14 protein-coding genes and 9 pseudogenes are annotated in these 18352 nt (G+C 59.7%); 12 read left to right on the top strand and 11 right to left on the bottom strand.

What is annotated here, in order from left to right:
• The coding region (locus tag NKJ09_RS28640) for a hypothetical protein (RefSeq protein WP_352764242.1) at positions 1-221 on the top strand (221 nt) is incomplete at its 5' end.
• A 69-nt stretch (positions 222-290) separates the two neighbouring features.
• Here the strand turns inward: NKJ09_RS28640 and NKJ09_RS28635 are convergent.
• From NKJ09_RS28635 to NKJ09_RS28620, 4 genes and pseudogenes are all read right to left on the bottom strand, one after another.
• Positions 291-1387: pseudogene (locus NKJ09_RS28635) on the bottom strand (IS110 family RNA-guided transposase).
• Positions 1374-1646 (bottom strand): biotin carboxylase N-terminal domain-containing protein, encoded by a 273-nt coding sequence (locus NKJ09_RS28630; protein WP_352764257.1) that lies wholly within the window; start codon positions 1644-1646, stop codon positions 1374-1376. Before NKJ09_RS28630 ends, NKJ09_RS28635 begins: the two are co-directional and overlap by 14 nt.
• A pseudogene (locus tag NKJ09_RS28625) lies at positions 1550-1774 on the bottom strand (hypothetical protein); the annotation flags it as partial. The pseudogene NKJ09_RS28625 and the gene NKJ09_RS28630, both read right to left, overlap by 97 nt.
• A 194-nt stretch (positions 1775-1968) precedes the next feature.
• Positions 1969-2184: pseudogene (locus tag NKJ09_RS28620) on the bottom strand (transposase); the annotation flags it as partial.
• 264 nt (positions 2185-2448) lie between these two features.
• On the opposite strand from NKJ09_RS28620, the pseudogene NKJ09_RS28615 reads away from it, so the two are divergent.
• A pseudogene (locus NKJ09_RS28615) lies at positions 2449-3665 on the top strand (IS110 family RNA-guided transposase).
• A 311-nt stretch (positions 3666-3976) separates the two neighbouring features.
• On the opposite strand, the pseudogene NKJ09_RS28610 reads toward NKJ09_RS28615, so the two are convergent.
• Positions 3977-4236: pseudogene (locus tag NKJ09_RS28610) on the bottom strand (transposase); the annotation flags it as partial.
• 17 nt (positions 4237-4253) lie between these two features.
• On the opposite strand from NKJ09_RS28610, the gene NKJ09_RS28605 reads away from it, so the two are divergent.
• From NKJ09_RS28605 to NKJ09_RS28595, 3 genes and pseudogenes are all read left to right on the top strand, one after another.
• On the top strand, positions 4254-4415 hold the full coding sequence (locus NKJ09_RS28605; protein WP_352764240.1) for a hypothetical protein: 162 nt from the start codon (positions 4254-4256) through the stop codon (positions 4413-4415).
• A gap of 366 nt (positions 4416-4781) precedes the next feature.
• The gene (locus tag NKJ09_RS28600; protein WP_352764238.1) at positions 4782-6956 is read left to right on the top strand and encodes a N,N-dimethylformamidase beta subunit family domain-containing protein; all 2175 of its coding nucleotides are present in this window, start codon (positions 4782-4784) and stop codon (positions 6954-6956) included.
• A gap of 741 nt (positions 6957-7697) precedes the next feature.
• Positions 7698-8706 (top strand): annotated as a pseudogene (locus NKJ09_RS28595) (transposase); the annotation flags it as partial.
• Between the two features lie 159 nt (positions 8707-8865).
• Here the strand turns inward: NKJ09_RS28595 and NKJ09_RS28590 are convergent.
• Positions 8866-9072: a hypothetical protein gene (locus NKJ09_RS28590; protein WP_502901823.1), complete on the bottom strand. Its 207-nt coding sequence runs from the start codon at positions 9070-9072 to the stop codon at positions 8866-8868.
• Positions 9073-9817: 745 nt separating this feature from the next.
• Entirely contained in the window at positions 9818-10285 is a 468-nt protein-coding gene (locus NKJ09_RS28580; protein WP_352764254.1) for a hypothetical protein, read from the bottom strand.
• Here NKJ09_RS28580 and NKJ09_RS28575 point away from each other — a divergent pair.
• Positions 10172-10492, top strand: a complete 321-nt coding sequence (locus NKJ09_RS28575) for a hypothetical protein (protein ID WP_352764259.1) — start codon at positions 10172-10174, stop codon at positions 10490-10492. The two genes, NKJ09_RS28580 and NKJ09_RS28575, sit on opposite strands and share 114 nt — an antisense overlap.
• Positions 10493-11030: 538 nt before the next feature.
• On the opposite strand, the gene NKJ09_RS28570 is transcribed toward NKJ09_RS28575, so the two are convergent.
• Together NKJ09_RS28570 and NKJ09_RS28565 are read right to left on the bottom strand one after the other, a co-directional pair.
• Entirely contained in the window at positions 11031-11507 is a 477-nt protein-coding gene (locus NKJ09_RS28570; protein WP_352764233.1) for an Lrp/AsnC family transcriptional regulator, read from the bottom strand.
• A 49-nt stretch (positions 11508-11556) separates the two neighbouring features.
• A pseudogene (locus NKJ09_RS28565) lies at positions 11557-11963 on the bottom strand (transposase family protein); the annotation flags it as partial.
• On the opposite strand from NKJ09_RS28565, the pseudogene NKJ09_RS28560 reads away from it, so the two are divergent.
• The 5 genes and pseudogenes from NKJ09_RS28560 to NKJ09_RS28535 form a co-directional block, all read left to right on the top strand.
• A pseudogene (locus tag NKJ09_RS28560) lies at positions 11964-12161 on the top strand (aldehyde dehydrogenase family protein); the annotation flags it as partial.
• A gap of 303 nt (positions 12162-12464) precedes the next feature.
• The gene (locus tag NKJ09_RS28555; RefSeq protein ID WP_352764231.1) at positions 12465-12623 is read left to right on the top strand and encodes a twin-arginine translocation signal domain-containing protein; all 159 of its coding nucleotides are present in this window, start codon (positions 12465-12467) and stop codon (positions 12621-12623) included.
• Between the two features lie 300 nt (positions 12624-12923).
• A pseudogene (locus NKJ09_RS28545) lies at positions 12924-14007 on the top strand (ABC transporter substrate-binding protein).
• A 223-nt stretch (positions 14008-14230) separates the two neighbouring features.
• The gene (locus NKJ09_RS28540) at positions 14231-15643 is read left to right on the top strand and encodes a CapA family protein (protein WP_352764228.1); all 1413 of its coding nucleotides are present in this window, start codon (positions 14231-14233) and stop codon (positions 15641-15643) included.
• 842 nt (positions 15644-16485) lie between these two features.
• On the top strand, positions 16486-17001 hold the full coding sequence (locus NKJ09_RS28535; RefSeq protein WP_352764226.1) for a hypothetical protein: 516 nt from the start codon (positions 16486-16488) through the stop codon (positions 16999-17001).
• Between the two features lie 100 nt (positions 17002-17101).
• Here the strand turns inward: NKJ09_RS28535 and NKJ09_RS28530 are convergent, their stop codons facing one another.
• Complete coding sequence (locus NKJ09_RS28530; protein WP_352764224.1) at positions 17102-17350, bottom strand: hypothetical protein; 249 nt, start codon at positions 17348-17350, stop codon at positions 17102-17104.
• 38 nt (positions 17351-17388) lie between these two features.
• On the opposite strand from NKJ09_RS28530, the gene NKJ09_RS28525 reads away from it, so the two are divergent.
• The gene (locus tag NKJ09_RS28525; protein ID WP_352764223.1) at positions 17389-17541 is read left to right on the top strand and encodes a hypothetical protein; all 153 of its coding nucleotides are present in this window, start codon (positions 17389-17391) and stop codon (positions 17539-17541) included.
• A gap of 404 nt (positions 17542-17945) precedes the next feature.
• Here the strand turns inward: NKJ09_RS28525 and NKJ09_RS28520 are convergent, their stop codons facing one another.
• Positions 17946-18104 (bottom strand): hypothetical protein, encoded by a 159-nt coding sequence (locus NKJ09_RS28520; RefSeq protein WP_352764221.1) that lies wholly within the window; start codon positions 18102-18104, stop codon positions 17946-17948.
• Positions 18105-18352: the final 248 nt, after the last annotated feature.

Below are 18352 nucleotides of genomic sequence, written 5' to 3'. Positions count from 1 at the left end.
AGCAAACCGAACGAAACGAGTCCAAAGGAGCCAATCGCCGCCTGATCCGGATGGCTGCGCTCGTCCCGAGCGTCCCCGAGATCCGCTATCTCCTCGCCCGGATTCTCATCTTCCCACCGACACAAAAGCCCTTCATCATCGCCTGGTCGCTATGGCGACGACGACATCAGGCCGCGGCCACCATCTGTCACTACAAACGGCATCGACATCCGCAACTGTAGTACTAGCGACGGGAGTTCCCCACCGTGGCCCCACCCCCAACACTGTGCAGCGGGTTGGGTCGAGACCGGCTATGACGGCGCGACCTCCCGGCCGATGGCCCATAAGAAGGCGGCCATCTCGCGTGCGATCGCAGCCACGACCACCGGCGGCTTCTTGCCGGCGCGCTGAGGCGACGATAGCGGGCGCAGAGCCGGAGCTGCCCCTTCCAGGCAGATATCGCGGACGGCCTTGGGCAGCCCTCGAGCCGCACCCTCAGGGTCTCACTGACCCTGGCAGGATAGCGGTAAGTCCTTGCCGCTTCGACCAGGGCGCGGCGGGCGCGTCGATTGCCGGCGAGCGTAAGGCTCGACCGGCGAACCGTGTCACCGGTCGAGCGCTCCCCCGGGACAAGGCCGAGAAAGGCCATCAACTGCGGCGGCGTATCGAAGCGACGCACATCCCCAATCTCGGCCGCAAATATCACTGCGACCAGGAACGAGGCGCCGCATGGCCTGATAGGCCTCAACGACTCGCGCCATGGACCAAGTTGGCACGACGGCGCGCAACTGCTCATCCAGGCGGTGTAGTCGCTGAGCCGCGTCCTCGATCGCGTCGATCTTCTCCTGGAACACGATCTGCTGCGCGATATGCTCGAAGTTCTGTCGGGCAAGCCAGCGCCGGTGCGCTAATGTCCAATGACCGCCGTTCTGGTAGATCCGCCCATGGCGCAGAAGGAATGAGAGCAGTTGCTGGCGTTTGCGGCGCAGGTCGTCGGCTCCGGCTTCGCGGGCCCGGACCAGATCGCGGACAGCCTCGTGCACCACGTCCGGCACTCACACCCCGATCAGTTCGCCCGCCCGATGCAGTCGCGCCAGCGTGACCGCGCCCCGCCGGTTGGTCTTGACGCGCTCGCCCGGCCGCTTCGGGATCAGGGCCGGCGCAACCACCATGCAGTCGTGACCAAGATCGCTGACCTGCCGGCACAACCCATAACCCGTCGGCCCAGCCTCGAAGCAGACGTGCAGTCGATCATACTTTCTTCCCAGCTTCTTGATCGTCCGCTCTATTGCTGCCGGCCTATTCTCGACCTCACCGGACTTCGCCCATGCGGTCGCCCTCGGCGATCGCCACCGCATGCTTTTCTTGCTACATCAAACGCGACAAATGCTTCGCTATACTCTCCCATGGCTCGTCCTCCGTGCGTGAGGATCGGCTTGGCCCATCCGAGCAACCCTCGGCCGTGATGACTTTGGACCCACCCAGATGAGGCCCGCGTCGACTACCGCCTTGGCAAATTCGGCACGTTCCGACAGGAGCCATATCCTGGGTGTATCGCGTCGACACCGGAGCGCTGCGCGATATCGATGATTCTGGGGGTGTTGAGATGTGTCTGGCGGGCGGCCGGGGCCAAAACGATACGCAGCGTCGGCAAGTTCAGCATGCAGCGAAATGGCGTCGCCGTGGGAATAGTTCGCCACGGCGGCAATGCAGTAATCGTGCCGGCACGGGCATCTCGGACAGCTATTTCACAGTTGTCTGTGCAGGATTTCTTGGCACATGCGACGCTTCGCATATCGCAGGTTGACCAAGCCAGACCGCGGACCTTCTTCGCGCGAATCCCCGCGGACGATCGACTCTTTGCCGACATCGCGAGATCTACAACGGCAGGCGGTCAATTCTAAATCGTTTGGTAAGAAGATCGTGTCCCAGGGAGTGGTGTAGCTGACGGCTTGGTCGCCGCGCTCTCCGGCATGGGGGCCGGGCTGCTCAGCGTGCCACGGCTGGCAGGCTGATGAGCGGATCATCGCTCATTTGGCTGATGGTTTCCAGCGTCATGTATCTGGCGCGCTGCACGGCCCATTCGTTGTTCTGTTCGAGCAAGATCGCGCCAACCAGGCGGAGGATGGCGTCATCATTTGGGAAGATGCCGATGACCTCGGTGCGCCGCTTGATCTCGCCGTTGAGGCGCTCGATCGGGTTGGTAACCGGTATGATCATGACGGTGCCATCCGATCCACGCTGGAGATGAGCGATTTTCGGCGTATGGTGCGACCATCCGGGACAGGGGCACCGGGAGCACGCCAAGTGCGGGCAGGCCGATGTATTCGATGAGCTGCGAGCTCGCGTTAGTAGCTGGCCGCCCCTGCGACCTGCCCGGTTGCGCCGAGAGCGCGGATCCGTAGGTGTCGCGTCGCCCGCCGGCTCCCGATTGTTGAGGAGAGGGAGCCGATGAGACGTGTGATTGGAATGGACATCCACCGCACCTTTGCGGAGGTGGTGGTTTGGGAAGACGGCCGGCTGCGCCATCACGGACGGGTCGACATGACCCGCTCGGGACTGGAAGGGTTCGGCCGCAGTTTGCGACGGATGGATGAGGTTGTCGTCGAGGCCACGGGCAACGCCATGGCGGCGGTGCGGGGTCTGTCGCCCTATGTCGGCCGGGTGATTGTCGCCAACCCGATGCAGGTGAAGGTGATCGCTCATGCCAGGATCAAGACCGACAAGATCGATGCCGGCGTTCTGGCGCAACTCCATGCCAGCGGCTTTCTGCCGGAGGTCTGGGTTCCCGATGAGCGGACTGAGCGGCTTCGCCGCCTCGTCGCCCGGCGCAACCAGGTCGTGCGGCATCGCACGCGAGTGAAGAACGAGGTGCATGGCATCCTGCAGGCGCACCTCGTGCCGAAGTGCCCGCATGCCGATCTGTTCAACAATCGCGGTCGCGCCTGGCTCGAGCGGCAGGTGCTTCCCGACGACGAGCGGGCCGCTATCGCCCGCCACATCCGCGAGATCGATCGCCTGGCCGAGGATCTGGCTGACCTCGATCGCGACATCGCCCGGGAAGCGGTTGATGATGCGCAAGTCCGGCGGCTTCAGACGATCACCGGCGTCAATGTCATCGTCGCGAGCGGTATCATCGCCGCGGTCGGCGAGATCCGGCGGTTCCGCGAGCCGCAGAAGCTGGTGAGCTACTTCGGCTCAATCCGCGTGTGCGCCAATCCGGTCTTGGCTTGGCGCAATATGGCCGGATCAGCAAACATGGGCGTTCCCATGCCCGCGCCATGCTGGTCGAGGCCGCCTGGGCGGCGGCGAAGGCGCCCGGACCGCTCAGGGCCTTCTTCCTACGCATCCGTAACAAGCGTGGTCATCAGGTCGCAGCTGTGGCGGTCGCCCGCAAGCTCGCCGTGCTGATCTGGCATCTGCTGACAAAGGAGCAGGACTACTTCTGGGCTCGCCCGGCGCTGGTGGCGGCAAAGCAGAGGCAGCTCGCTCTCAAGGCCGGCGCGCCGGGCGAGCGCGGTGTCGGTCGCCGCGGTTCGGCTTACGCCTACAACGTGAAGGAGTTGCGAAACAGCGAGAAAGCCGCGGCCGAGAATGCCGAACGTGCCTACGAGCTAATGGTTCGGCATTGGCGGTCACGCGGGCCGAAGCGGCGCACGGACGCCACAAACGAGGAACGACTATAACGGCTGCGTGGCGGCACTCTCATCCTCTCGCACCACTCTTTGCCACGTGGTCGTCCGTGCCGGACAAATATAGCACAAGGAAATCTGGCGGCACGACCTACGCCCTCGGTCCGCTCCAGAATGGCGCCGTGCTCGACGCCGTCAAGGCGTGGCCTGGAAACCTCGCAGCCGGCCGCGGCGCCATCGCACCGGCCAGCCTTGACTGCGTCTCGACACGCTCGCATGGGAAATCCTGTGGGCCGGGACGAAGAAACAGGCTCACCTGAGCCGAACAAAGAAACGCAACAGGAATCGAAAAAGTCGAAATCAGGCTTGTCGATGTCATCCGTCGAGTGCAGCTTGGCGCGGTGCTCCTTGGGGAAGTCATGTAGGCAAGCACGTCGGGCTCGGCGTCGTCCATGATTGTCGCCAGCTTCGGCACCTTCGGCCGGATCTGGTCGGCGACGGCGCGCCATTGCGTGCTTGCGGCCTCGGGCGTTTCCTGGGCGAAGGCGGTGGCGATGAAAGCGGAGACGACGCGGCGCCCGCTCTTGCCGGCATGGGCCAGCACGATCCGGAGTCTTCTCCACGAGCGCGCGCAGGTTCATCATGTCGTCGGTCATCGATGGTTCCTTCGAATCAGGTTGGTGTCAGCAACCCGACCTTACCGGCGAACTGTCGATGACCGCCGCAAAGCCGCTCGCTCGCTACAGCGCTATCGAGGGCGCGCTCGCGAGCGGCTTCGCTGCCGCCGAGCTACACCACCTGTAGGGACCCGACCGGTAAGAATGTGCAAAACGCGCATAAAATGGCCGATTTCCTGCGGATAGGACGTGAATTTGGACGCAGAAAACTCTGCAGCGCTTGCTAGGATACATGCGTAAGCAAGTTCATAGCCGGTCACGACGCACAAACAGAATTTGTCCTGGCAGTTTACGAAGCTTATCAGCAGATGCCAATAGGCTTGGTTTGTGCGGTGCTTGAGTTTGAATTTCACCACGACCGTCGGCGCAGCAGGCTACATACCAACTTATGTAGGCGGGGAGACGATGTAAGGGAGTCGGGGTCGAGCGCTAATACACGAGCATCAATTCATCGCCTTTCCTAGGGCGGCGAACTTACATTGACGGAAACCACGTGACCAGCGATCTCGCTGAGGAGAATAAGCGCATGCTAATCGGCTATACTGATAGGCTTTCTGCATCTGCTGGCGAAAACATCAAAGTCAAAGTGTCGAGCGATTTTTCCAGCGACTACGTTGCCGATCTCGTTCGCATCTTTTCAGCTGACCCGAATCCAGACGGACCAGGCATAGATCTTCGCGAGGTCCCGGCGGCCTTCGAAGGCACCTACCGATCAGTCGCGAAGCCTTCGCGGCCGGGATCGTACGGCATCATTCTCCTCCGCAACGCAAACATTACTGCGGACGCTACGTTTTCAATTCGGTTCCAGCCGCGGCTTCTGCGCGATTCGCATCAGGTTCTGTTCTCCTTCGTCACCTCATCAGGGGACGTAGTTTCGATTGGCCTTCAGAAGGATGGCTTGCAGCTGGAGATATTTGGCAAGACGAGCGCAGTCCCCTTTGCGTTTGAAATCGGCCGTTGGTACGAGTTGCGCCTCGCGATTTCCGAACGCGGTCTACATCTGGTTGGATATACTGTCGAGACAGGATCACGATCCTTTGAGGTTCGGACAGGGCACCTTACAGGTGATGATGCCTTTTCGAAACTGGTGTTAGCCGCGACGCCCCAACTGGGAGATCCACAGGTATTCACTTCGTTTTTCAACGGGCGCCTCGAAGCCCCGCGATTATTGCGAGGAGCGCAGTTGGTCGAGCGTCTTATCGACGCTCATGTGCCGGAAGAGGAAATTCTCGCTTTCTGGGATTTCGGTATCGATGTTTCCACATCGAACATCCGCGACAGAGGCCCCTTGCGCCTCGACGGAACCTTTCACAATTTGCCGGCACGAGCCGTGCGGGGCTCGCGGTGGTCCGGGGAGGAAATGTGCTGGAGGCACGCGATCGACGAATATGCAGCAGTTCATTTCCACGAGGACGACCTTTACGATTGCGCGTGGGTGACAGATTTCGGCTTCAATATACCGCAAGACCTTCCTAGCGGAGTGTATGGTATTCGGTTGAAATGCGAGAATGCTGAGGACATTATACCGTTCTTTGTACGCCCGGCCCGAAATGCCGCTAAGGCAAAAGTCGCAGTTCTATTCTCAACATTTACCTATGTTGCCTACGCACAGAATCCGCGCGGCAATTTCGACGCTGCCTACATCGAACGACGCAACAATTGGGGCGCCTATCCATACCATCCGGCGGAGTACCCCGAGTTCGGTCTGTCGCTCTACGATCTTCATGCCGATGGCAGCGGCGTCATGTTCAGCTCCGCGTTACGACCGCAGCTTCTTATGCGACCCGGTTACTTTGCTTACGTCGACAAACGTGGATCAGGGCTGCGCCATTTCCCCGCCGACATGCATCTGATCGCGTGGTTTGCGGCAAAGGATATTGCAGTCGACGTCATCACGGATCATGACCTTGAGGCCGAGGGAAATAAGGCACTTGAAGAGTATGCGTTGGTGCTTACGGTGACGCACCCGGAATACCACACGGCTCGCACCCTTGACGCAATCGAAAGCTTCGTAACCGGTGGCGGTAGCCTCGCTTATTTGGGGGGTAATGGGTTCTACTGGCGGATAGCCACCGACGAAGCTTACCCCGACGCGATAGAGGTTCGACGCGGCGAATCCGGCGTCAGATCGTGGGAGGCAGAACCCGGGGAGTACTTCCATGCTTTCGACGGCCGCTATGGTGGCCTTTGGCTCAAGAATGACAGGCCTCCGCAGCGGCTCGTCGGGGTTGGCCTGTCGGCTCACGGAGACTTCACCGGCTCCTTCTATCGTCGTACGGACGCCTCTTACGATCCGCAATACGCATGGCTGTTTGAAGGCGTGGATGACGCGATCCTCGGCGATTTTGGATTTTCCGGCGGGGGAGCTGCTGGGTTCGAACTGGACATTGTCGACACGTCCTTAGGCACGCCACCTAATACGGTCGTCCTTGCGCAATCCGAGGAGTATTTGGGTGATTACCACTGCGCTCCGGAAAAGATAGTTTGGCCGCAGCCGCTTGCATGGCAGTCGTCACAAATCAGAGCCGATATCTGTTTCATACCTAAGGCACACGGGAATTTTGTATTTTCTACTGGTTCAATATTGTTTTGCGGAAGCCTGCCGGTGAATGACTTTAACAACAACATCTCGAAACTGTTGGAGAATGTGGTGCGGCGCTGTCTTTAGGGGCGATACATACTGGTCATCGACACAGTATCTTAGCTCGAGTTTGAATGTCTTCCCATTTTCGCCGGTGTGACCAGTAGGCGATCCTGACCTCATCGCATCTGCCGGTCGGCTTGAGACGGGCGATCGGCACCTCGGTTGCCAGCAGGCACAGGGGTAGGCACCTTTGTCCTTGTACCAGCCAACGCCGCCACCATTGGCCTCGTCGAGCGCTTCGATGCGCAGGGCCATGTCGTCCTTTTCCATTGTGCAGTCATAGCTGCCGCGTCCCCGGGCGGGCCTGATTCACTTTGCCGCACGGTCACGTTCTGGCCGGAATTCGAAGCGTGGGATGCTGCACCATCCCAGCGCCGCTGTCGGCGATGCCATTCCGCAGATTCTGCGCCAGTGGCTCCAAGCGTGCGCACCTGCTTCACAGCGCCCAGTTGGGGGTCCTTGTTCTGGTCATGGGAGCTTTGCTGGCGCCGGGCAAGCGGACCGTCAGCTCCTGCCTGCGCATGACCGGCCGGGCCGAGGCCGCCAACTTTGCAAGCTATCATCAGATCCTCAACCGAGCCTGCTGGAGCCCCCGTGCCGTTGCCTGGCGATTGCTGGGCCTATGTGGTCGAACGGCTCGTGCCCGATGACCCCATCGTCATTGGTGCGGCGCGACAATGAAGCTGCGAGGGGCGCTTTGCCTCGCCTGAATTGTTCCTGGATGTTAAGCCGTTGCCTCGTCTCATTTGCTCCCCGCATTTGTGTGGCTTTGTGGAGGCCGACCTGGTGGCGCACAGCGGCCCGGTGACGAGCGGCAGCTTTGTGCAGACGCTGGTTCTCACCGACCTTGCGAGCGGATGGACGGAATGCGTGCCTTTGCTGGTCCGCGAGCAGAAGCTGCTGAGCGAGGTGCTGACGGAATTGCGGCTGCTGCTGCCGTTCGACCTTCTCTGCTTCGACACCGACAATCAGCGTGTTCCTGAACGAGACGGTGCACGATTATTGTCAGGAGGCCGGTATCGCGTTCACGCGCTGCCGGCCGTACCGCAAGAATGATCAGGCTTTTGTCGAGCAGAAGAACGGTGCCGTGGTGCGCCGCATCGTCGGCCATCGCCGGCTGGAGGGGCTTGAAGCCGCCGCAGTCCTGGCGCAGCTCTATGCGACGGTGCGGCTGTTCGAGAACTTCTTCCAGCCCTCGTTCAAGCTGGCCGCAAAGGAGCGGGACGGCGCCCGCGTGCGCAAGCGTTTATCATCGCCCGGCGACGCCCTGCCAACGATTGCTGGCGGATCCGCGGACGCCGGAACCGGTTCGCGCCGCACTCGCGCAGACATATGCGGCTGGACCCTGTCCGGTTGCTGAGCAAGACGCGGATGGCGCAGCAGTGCCTCGTCGACATCGCCGACAGGTCCGGCACGCCATCGGTTGTGGCCGCCGATCCGTCTCTCGACCGGTTCCTGCGGACCTGCGGACGGCTTGGAAGGAGGGTGAAATCCGCCCAACCGCGCAAGCCAAGCCGAAGCAAAACGGGGCCGTCGGCGACCGGATCCCTTCGTCCTCGTCACCAAAGAACTGCAAGCGTGGTTTGACGAAGAGCCCTGGCGGACGAGCCGCGAATTGCTGGAGCGTCTGCAGGCGGAGCGTCCGGGGCAATATCCCGATCAGTTGCTGCGCACGTTGCAGTGCCGCTTGAAGATCTGGCGAAAGGAAAAGGCCTACGCAATGGTATTCGGTGCGATGCAGTTCGAGCCGGCACTCGAGCCGATGACGAATTGATCCGGATCCCAGTCGTGGGGAACATTATCATGAGGCACCGGACAATGTCGGGCGGGAGCATTCCACGGTGAGGCAATACGGCTTCTCATCAGAATTGGGTTCTTCCGCATATTTGGTGCAGGGACTACTTTTTTTCGGGTGTCCCTTTTTCCGGTTGGGTCAAGCGGCTGCCAGCAGTCGGGTCCGGAGGAGTGGATAGGCGGCGCGCCCGTATATCTGGCGTTTGATCGTCTTGAGGCGGTTGATCTGGCCTTCGACCGGGCTTGTGCTCCAGGGCTGGGTGATTGCCGCGCGGACAGCCTCAATGTCACGGCCGATGCCTGCTGCAAGGGAGGCCAGTTCACTGTCCCTGGCATCAGAGATCATTGCTCGAGGCCGGCATCATCGTCGCCGCGTATCACTGCAGCAAAACGGCGGGCGAGTTCGCCTGCGATCGAAAGCTCCGGCGCATTTTCATGGAGATGGGAAGGAACCGATCGGTCTGCTCATCGAGAGATGTCGGGTCTTCGCTTAGCAGCCATGCACAATTTCGGCGCGATGGCGGCCGCCACCGCGAATTGGGTGGAGCGATCGGTGGCCGCTCCTTACGGGCGGCGGTGCACCTGTAGACGGTCGCCCGGCTGCCTTCAAAGCCACGGTACTTGATTTCGGTCCACAGCTGCAGCCCGTTGTGTTGGGTTTCCTCCCAGCGCTTTTCCAGATAGTCTCGAAAAGGATCCATGAGGACGGAGCGCGAGGGCGGCCGCCGGTGCTCGGGCTCACCTCCCGCTGCAAGCCAGCGTTCGACAGTTCTCACGTTCATCCCAATTCGGGGCGCGATCTGTCGCGACGACAGGCCGGAACCCCGCAGGTCAAGGATCTCGGCATAGAGTTCACGGCGCTGGTTGTGTCGCGACCGGCGCAGGCCATCAAGCTTCGTGGAAGTCTCTTACGGTGGTTCCGGCTCGGTTTCAGCGTTTCCGGCCATTTCGGACGCCACGGCCCAGCGCGGCGCTGACCGCCTTGCGATGGCGACCGACGGCCAGACGCAACGCTTCGCCCAGGTTCTGGAGAAGATGCCAACGGTCCGCGACCTGCGTTGCATCGGGGGGGCGCACCGCGACGGGCGTCCTCAGCATAAACGCCGGCACGATCGCGAGCGATGATCTCGATGCCAGGATAGCGTTCCAGCCATGATGCGACCGTGTCGGCATTTCGACCCGGCAACAGATCCAGCACGCGGTTGCGCTCCAGATCGCAGATGATCGTCCCGTAGCGCTGTCCCTTGCGCCAGGCCTAGTCGTCCATGCCGACCACACGCGGCGCTTGCGGCGGCTCGAACCCGGCCGCGGATCATCCGCAACAGTGTGTCGCCGCTCACCGACATGGCGAGCCTGTCCGACAGGCGTGAAACCGGCTCGCCGCCGACCGCGAAGCCGATCGCCAGCTGGCTTTCGCCGAGCCGCACCGTGCGCCGAGCTTTCGGTTGAACCGTCTCAGGAAGCCTCTCGGTGAAGATCCGGCGCGGGCATTGGTGATCGGCGCATCGAAACCATCGTGCGTGAAGCTGGATTTCGACAACCCGTCCCTGCCACGGCAGATCGGCCAACCGGCGCATGTAGTGACTGTGGACGCGGCGGGTTCGGCAGCCGCAACATGGACCGTCCATCGCCTTCGGCCGGGCCACAAGCACCACCCGCTCGGCCTGCGGGAGAATTTGGGCAATCGAAAGCTCGAGCGAAATCAGCGAGCGGAAGGCATGGAGCACGGGCAAATCACGGCGTCGACTGCGATTCCGACTGTGTGAACTTATTCGCACCGGCCGTGAATCCCGCAACCTGCACCAAATATGCGGAAGAACCCTGATCCACACTGCTCTTCCAGACGATCGTCGCGCACGGCCGGCTTGTCGCACACGGCGTGGCCGCTGAGACGGTAGCCATCCGCACCGATACAGCGATAGTAGCGCAGAGTGTTCGTCGCGTCGTATTCGCGGGAACCCGATCGCTCACTTCCTTCACCTTCCATGAGTGGCCCGGGGACGGTCCGGCGCTGGGTCGTCCGCCGTATCGTCGGCACAAGACGAGCATAGGCCTCGAACAGATGTTTGGGGGCCGGTATCTTGTCGCTTCGAACGACTCGTGCACGCGCAACACAGGTGGGTCCATGCGCCGTCGGTCCCAGCACACATAAGCACTGACAACGACACTGGCGTCTACTACTTTCGATGGCTCGCCTAAAAGCGGTTCAAGGTGATTTGACCGCCTGGCCTCCGGATTTGGTTGCAGGCTCGCAACCGAAGCAGCGCCATGTTTCAACGACAGCTGTGTCGTAACATGACGCTGTCACTCCTCGAACTGATCCTCGATCGGTATAGCAAATCCCACCTTTACGCGGTCAATTATCACCATCGTTTTAACCCCCTTAAAGTCGGGGATTTCATAGAAGAACCTCTGGGTGAATTGCTCGTAATCTTCCATGCTACGTGCCGTCACGTATAAAACAAAGTCGGCGTCCCCTGTAACGTAGAATCCATTGACGATTTGAAGTGACGATTTGATGGCCTTCTTGAATCTATCAATTATATCTGCACGCTCACGCTCTAGGCTCACAAGGACAAACATCCCAATAGGCCTTCCAACCGCCTTCGGCGAAACGATTGAGACATCGGCCTCGATGATGCCTTCCGAACGGAGGGTTTTCATTCTTCTTTGACACGCAGTAGCGGATAGCCCGGCCATTTCGCCGATTACTTCAGAAGTTAGTCGGTTATTCTTTTGCACAATCTCCAGAATGCGGGCGTCTATACGATCGTATTTCATTTCAGCTCCAGTTGTTGAGGTGCCTTTTCACCGCAAAATGCCATCTCGTTGCAGAAATCGTGCGCAAGACGGAAGAAGGAATGCAAATGTAATCGCGTTTGAAGGCTTTGACAAAGGCTTTGCCCGTTCTATTTTGACTGAGGGGCTGCGAACCGGGTCGAGCAGGGCTATACAACGATGTCGCGCAGCAGCGATTTCGTATCCTTTACGATAAAGCAGGAACCATTGTCGGTGCGCCACTCGATGGGTTTGGGAAGGGTGTTAATCCGACCGAAGCGGTTCTCGACGGCGGGATGGCGAGGTTCGGGACATCCCTCTTGATGCCTTCGGTGGTTACGACATGAGCGACGGCCTCACGGTCAGCAGTCGACACCGAACACAACGCGGACTCCCTTTTTGTTGCCGCAACCAATCTCAAAGCCGTCGGAAGCACCCCCTGAGGTTTGATTGCCCTACGACCGCGCCGTCGACATCGCCATGGACGCAAAATTCGCCCCATCCGGCCAGGATTGCCTGGCGGCTAATCGGATCTAGGTGCAGCGCGGGCTCTATTCCCGATTCTGCAACGCCTATGCCAGGCGCCGCGAAGCTGAAGTTCGGCCATGCCCTGATGAGGCCTCCGACATCGGTCTTCTGATGCATGAGCGCGCCGTCGGACGCGAACCTGGCGTACTGCACTTGGATCGCAACTGGCCCTTCTGCAGAAATCCTGCGGAATTTCGCGAAATGCCACCCATGTCTGCGGACGAGCAGCATGAAAATGCGGAAAAGCTGACCAGGTTTTGAAGTAACCTTTTGCTGCCAGTCGGGTGGAATTCTCAACTCTCTGAACTGATCCAATTTGCTGGGAGCCTAAGACCCTTGCTGTCAGCGCGAAATTCAGCCGGCCCAGCGGATCGGTACATCTAACAAAGATGCAGGTCATCCGAACGACCAGTTTGAAAAGGGGACTTGAAAATGACAATTTCAAGACGCGAGCTTATCAAGGCGGGCTTGGCTGCTGGGGCGGCTGTATCGGTCCCATCCGTCCTGCGGGCGCAGGCGGCGCCAAACGCGGCAGGCACGGTTCGTATGGTCAAGGATACTGACCTCCAAACGCCTTCGATCCGTTCATAAACTCGTCTCGTGACGCAAGACCATGGCCTAGCGATCTATGACACGCTGTTTGCGCCCGATTCCAAATTGCTGCCCCAGTCGCAAGTGGTGGGAAAGTGGGGCGTTTGGACGACAAGAAGACCTACACGTTGAGCTCCGCGACGGGTTGAGTTGGCATGAGGGCACCCCCGTCACCGCAGCGGGTTGTGTTGCCTCGATACGCCGATGGCCAAAGAGCGCCTAGTGGACAACTGCTGATGGAGCGCGCCAAAGACATCTCGAAAAGACGACAAGACCTTCTCGACCGTACTCAAGGAGCGCTTGGGAATATTGATCGAGATATTGGCGTCGTCGCCTTATCTGTACATCATGCGCGAGCAGGGCGCAAAACTACCTGCAACCGAGCAAGTTACCGCGAACATTGTGTCGGGGCCGTTTAAGTTTAACCAAGATCTTGCGAGGCCAGGCGCGAGTTTGACTTACGATCGCAACGAAAAAATGGATTCCTCTCAAGGAGGCCTCCGACGGATTGGTGGAAAGGTCGTCAAGGTTGATCGAGTCATCTGGGAAAATATTCGGGGTCCTCAAACCGCTATTGCCGCCCTGCAGGCGGGTGAGATTGATTTCGTTCAACTGCCACCGTCCGATCTTTTCCCAGCAGTTGAAAACGATCCTAAATCTTGCTTTGGAAGTTCTGGGCCCGTCGGGTCAAGATTTCTACTGGCGCATGAATTGTCTGCAGAAGCCCTTCAATAATGTGAAGGCCTGCCAAGCATTGCTCCACCTGGTCGATCAGGAAGCTTTCATGCGGGTGGTAGTTGGAAATCCCGATTATTTCAAGACTATCACTTCATGGTTCGGTAACAATACGCCTTATACAAACGACGAGAATACGGGATGGTTCAAGAAGGGCGGCGATCCGGAAAAAGCCAAGCAGTTCCAAGAGAGCGGCTATTCCGGTGAGACGGTGGTCATCCTGCAGCCAACAGACTGGGGGCAGGGGCGCGATGCCTCGCAATTCCTTGCGGCCGAGCTACGCAAGATTGGCGTCAATGCCGAGCTTGCCGCGAGCGACTGGGGCGGAGTTGCCGCACGACGAGAAAAAAGGTTTCCGTCGAAGAAGGCGGCTGGAGCCTCTTCTGCACGTCCGACTCCGATTCAATGCGCAGCCAGCCCCATGCCAACCTCGGTATGCCCGCCAATGGCGAACAGGGTTGGTACGGCTGGCCAAAATTTGACGAATATGAGGCTCTTCGAGCCAAATGGCCGGATGTCGACACGGTCGAGCAGCGGCAAAAACTCGCTCGCAAGATGCAGAAAGTGTACTGGGACAATGTTGGCACGGTGTTTATGGGCAAGCGTTGCAGCCAATCGCGCGGCGAAAGTCGCTCACAGGGCTGATTAGCATGCCAGAGGTAATCCCGATGCGTGATGGGCGCGTCGTGGCATGTCATTTGCGCGCTCCGGCAAGCGAGATTCCAGGAAAGCCGATTGTGGCGGCGATTTCTTAGCCCAGCAAGTGGCATACCAGAGATGCGTTCACCCAATCGGACATATCGAGCGTTATCTCTAACTCCAACACCGACCATCCTGTGAAGTATCGCAAAGAAGAGGTAAGGGAGAAACCTATGGAGCAACACTCTAACGAAATTGGTTCACACGTGGGTCGGCAAGGTGAGAACTATGACACTGTCGGTTCGATTGCAACGAACGTTGCGGATGGCTTCACGATCGTAGCAGTTGGTGACCTCATCCTTTCCCGACCGCTGACGAAATACCAACATCCCGGCTTTGATGACATCGTCAAGATCCTGCGCAAAGCCGATGTAACCTTCGGCAATATGGAATCCCTCATATTCGATATCAGGTCATTCCAAGGTAGTCCGCAGGCTGAGCACGGCGGTTGCTATCACGTCAGCCTGCCAGAGCTCGGCCCTGATCTGAAGGCGATGGGATTCAATCTAATGAGCCGCGCAAATAACCATACGCTTGATTGGGGCATTGAAGGCATGCGCGAAACGAGCCGGGCACTCGATGAGAGCGGTATCGTCCATGCAGGTGCCGGCGAAAATCTGGCACAAGCCGGCGCCGCTCGCTTTCTAGAAACTCCACGCGGTCGCGTGGGGTTGGTGTCGTTGGCTACAACGTTTGCGACCATGTTTCGTGCCTGCGATCCCGCCGGCGAGGCGCCCGGTAGGCCAGGACTCAACCCCCTTCGTTTGGCGGAAAGCATCGTGGTCCCGCCGGAGATGCTCGAAAACTTAAGGCAAGTGCGCGATGCTCTGCCCGGTTACGAGTCCGGCCATGGTGACTCAGACCGAGTTTTGGTCGCCGGAGCGACGTTCAAGGCGGGCGATAAGGCTGGCTACAGCTACGAACCCGACCCGGGCGATGTCGCCGACATCCTACGAAATGTTCGCCGGGGCAAGCAGTTCTCCGATTTCTGCATCGTCACCAACCACGGTCACGAGCCTAATTGGAGCCATAAAGTGAGCCAGGAACCGCCGGATTACGAGCAATCCTTTGCGCGCAAAATGATCGACGCCGGAGCGGACGCATACATTGGTCACGGGCCGCATCTCCTGCGAGGCATCGAAATCTATAGGGGCCGGCCGATCTTTTATAGCCTAGGGAATTTCTTCTATGACGCTCTTCGGACACCCGCGGGGGCTGACATGTTCGCCGCCTACGGCAAGGACCCGAGGGTGGACACAGATGCCGAGGTGACAGTCGACGAGGAAGCAAAAGGCTACCCCACAGCAGGTGAATTTATAGGCGCGGTCACTGGCCCGGCCTTCTACGAGAGTGTTATCGCCGCCAGCTGCTTTGAGCACAATCAGCTTGCCGAAGTGCGGCTCTATCCCGTTGAGCTCGGTCGCTCGGAAAGGTTTGCCAACCGGGGTATCCCGCGTTTGGCCCCTGCGTCGCAAGGGACAGCCATTCTGCATCGTCTAGAGAAGCTCTCGAAACCGTTTGGCACTAAGATTGCCATCGAGAACAGCGTCGGAATCATAAGGCTGGAGGCCGGCCCGTCACTATGAACTAGACCGGACGGGCGGCTCAGTAGCCTTCCACAAAAATCCAGCGTTTTGATCGGTTGCTGGCAACGTAGTTAGCGCAATGCCATTGAGCCGGAAATACATGTCGCGGGTTGTCTATAACTTGCGACAAGTTTCGCCAAACCAGATGCGTTGTTAGATTTCTATATCACGGAAGGCTCAACAATGAGCGAAGCACAACACGTTGTTCGACTTCGACGCGCCTGGATTGCGGGGTGGCGTTTCGTCGGCCAAAATCAAATGCGGAAGTAGCGAGCAGATGGAGGTCTTGAGACGCTATCAGGAACTCAGTACCTAGCAACACGAGCAGTGGCAGGTAACAGATGTTGACGCAGATTAGTTTGACCGACCCGAAAGGCCTTGAGGCTCTACAATGGCGCTGCATTGGACCCACTAGAGGCGGCCGTGTTGTGGCGGTCGCGGGCGACTACGGGGACCCGATGGTGTTCTATTTCGGGGGGTGGGGTATGGAAGACGATCGACGGCGGCGTTTATTGGCGCTGCGTATCCGACGGTTTCTTCACGAGCGCCAGTGTCGGCGCGCTCGCGGTCGCCCGCTCCGACTCGAACGTCATCTATGCCGAGACGGGTGAGTCGACGATCCGAGGCGACGTTTCTTATGGCGATAGCGTCTACAGGTCCCCGGTGCGGCCAGGGCTGCTCTTCGCCGGCACCGAGACTGGGGTCTTCTTTAGTCTCGACGACGGCGAACACTAGTCGCGCATGGCCGGCAGCCTGCCCGTGGTCCCGATCTACGATCTCAAGATCAGGGAAACGACCTCATCGCAGGCACCCATGGCCGGTCCTTCTGGATCCTCGATGACGTGACGCCGCTGCGCGAGCTAACCGCAGATCCGAAAGAAGCCAAACTGGTGGGCCCGCGCCCTACAGTCCGGAGCAAGCTTAACTGGATTGTTGGACCGGGTTTGTCCAAGGTCGGCATGAGCTATGGCCTTTTTTGGGGCATCGGCGCCGCCACGGAGGTCGTCGAGCTAGAGGACGGACGGAGCGATCGCCGTTATCTCGATTGCGGCGAGAATCCGCCCGACGGGGCGATTATCTACTACTGGCTGCCCAATGATCTGCAGGGTCCGGTCAAGCTCACGTTCCGCGACGCCGCTAACAAGACGATTATCTTCTTCTCGAGCGACGACAAGGACGTACCCTTCCACAAGAAGCTAGGCACGAAGGCCGGGCTCCACCGCTTTGTCTGGGATCTCAGGCATCCGGGACCGGCCAAGCTCGATCAGTTTCTCGTGACCCGGAAGTACAAGCCTCTCGCCGCAGGAGGAGGGCGATCCGAGCGGCCCGATCGTGTCTCCTGGCAGCTACAAAGTTGAGCTGCAGGCCGGCGGAAAGAGCCAGACGGTCGGCTTCACAATCCTCAAGGATCCCCGCATAGCTACCACCGAAAAGGAATTCACCGAGCAGTTCGATTTCTTACAAAGGCTTTTCGGCAAGCTCTCGGCGCTCAATCGGACGGTGAATCGCATCCGGCTCCTGAAACGTCAGCTCGCGGATGTGCAGAAACGGCTCGACGACAGTGAGAAATCGCTGGGCGAGCGCGCGCAAGCGTTGGTCACGCAGCTCGAGGCGATCGAGGGGGGGCGCGGGAGACGTCGCGCGACCTGGAACGCAATCCACCGGCTTGAGCGACAAGCTGATCGACCTCGTCAACGTGATGGCCATCGCCGACGCTGGAAGCGCGCCAGGTTTCCGACGAGATCGTGTCGAAGGTTGACGGCGAGATCAAAAAACTGGACGAGCTGGTAAAGGACGCGGTCCCAGCGCTCAATGCCGTGCTCAAGAGCGCAGGCGTCGAGCTGCTCGGGACCGGCAAGGCCCAGGTGAGCTGTGACGAAACACATACGGTTCGGTGAGCATTTATTCCAGGAAGGAGATAGAGATGGATTTCATCGAACGGATCTTCCGGCGTGGCTCCGGATGGAGGCGACGGTACGACCGAGATGCTCTACATAGCGGTCGCGGTTGCCCTAGGAGCGATGGGGGTCGCCCGATGGTGGCTCCGCCGACGCGCGGCGGTGCGACGCCGTAGTCCTTTCGTCTAGGATCTAGAGCACGTCCTGTTTAATCTGGTTCATATCCTGCGGCTTCAAGTAGTTGGCACATTCGGCTGGGGCGAAGAGTCGGGTGGCGTAGCCCATTTCGACGAGGCTCTGCGGGCGCTGGTCCAGGGGTTGCGGCAACCGCCCGGTCCAAAATTATGCAAGCCGCGTCCAGTTGCCGGTTAAGGCAGGTCGCGCCAAAGCTTCTCACTTGGCGGTCAAGGTCGACGATTGAAAGTCTGCGGACGGCGAAGTCCTCGCCGCGGTTGAGCTATCGCAGACCGCACCGTGCTCGGCAAGTTGCCGGGGACCTTCCAGTGGTCGGCATCGATCCACTCGACAGTGCCGGCCCACCGCAAGGCTTCGAGCCGGCGCATGTGCGCGGACTAAGGCCCCTCCATGCGCTCAATCTGAGGCCGCCGCTTCGCGATGCTCGCTATTAGCCGGTAGATGCCGCCAATTTGGGCCGCTAGTGTCGGGGTCTTGAGATCGACTGCGCCCGGATGCGCTCTTGACGGAAGCGGTTCAAGCGCGACCATGCGGGCGAGTCTCACCTCGTCGTTCGTTGTGATTTTTCATGGAATAGGGACCCTGCTTGAGGGGTCGTTTTCATCCAAACGGGACT

Origin of the sequence: Mesorhizobium sp. M0189, from assembly GCF_040322135.1 — a bacterium.
Lineage (GTDB): Bacteria > Pseudomonadota > Alphaproteobacteria > Rhizobiales > Rhizobiaceae > Mesorhizobium.
Note: the sequence above shows the minus strand (reverse complement) of the source record. Positions and strands in the feature narration are given on the sequence as shown.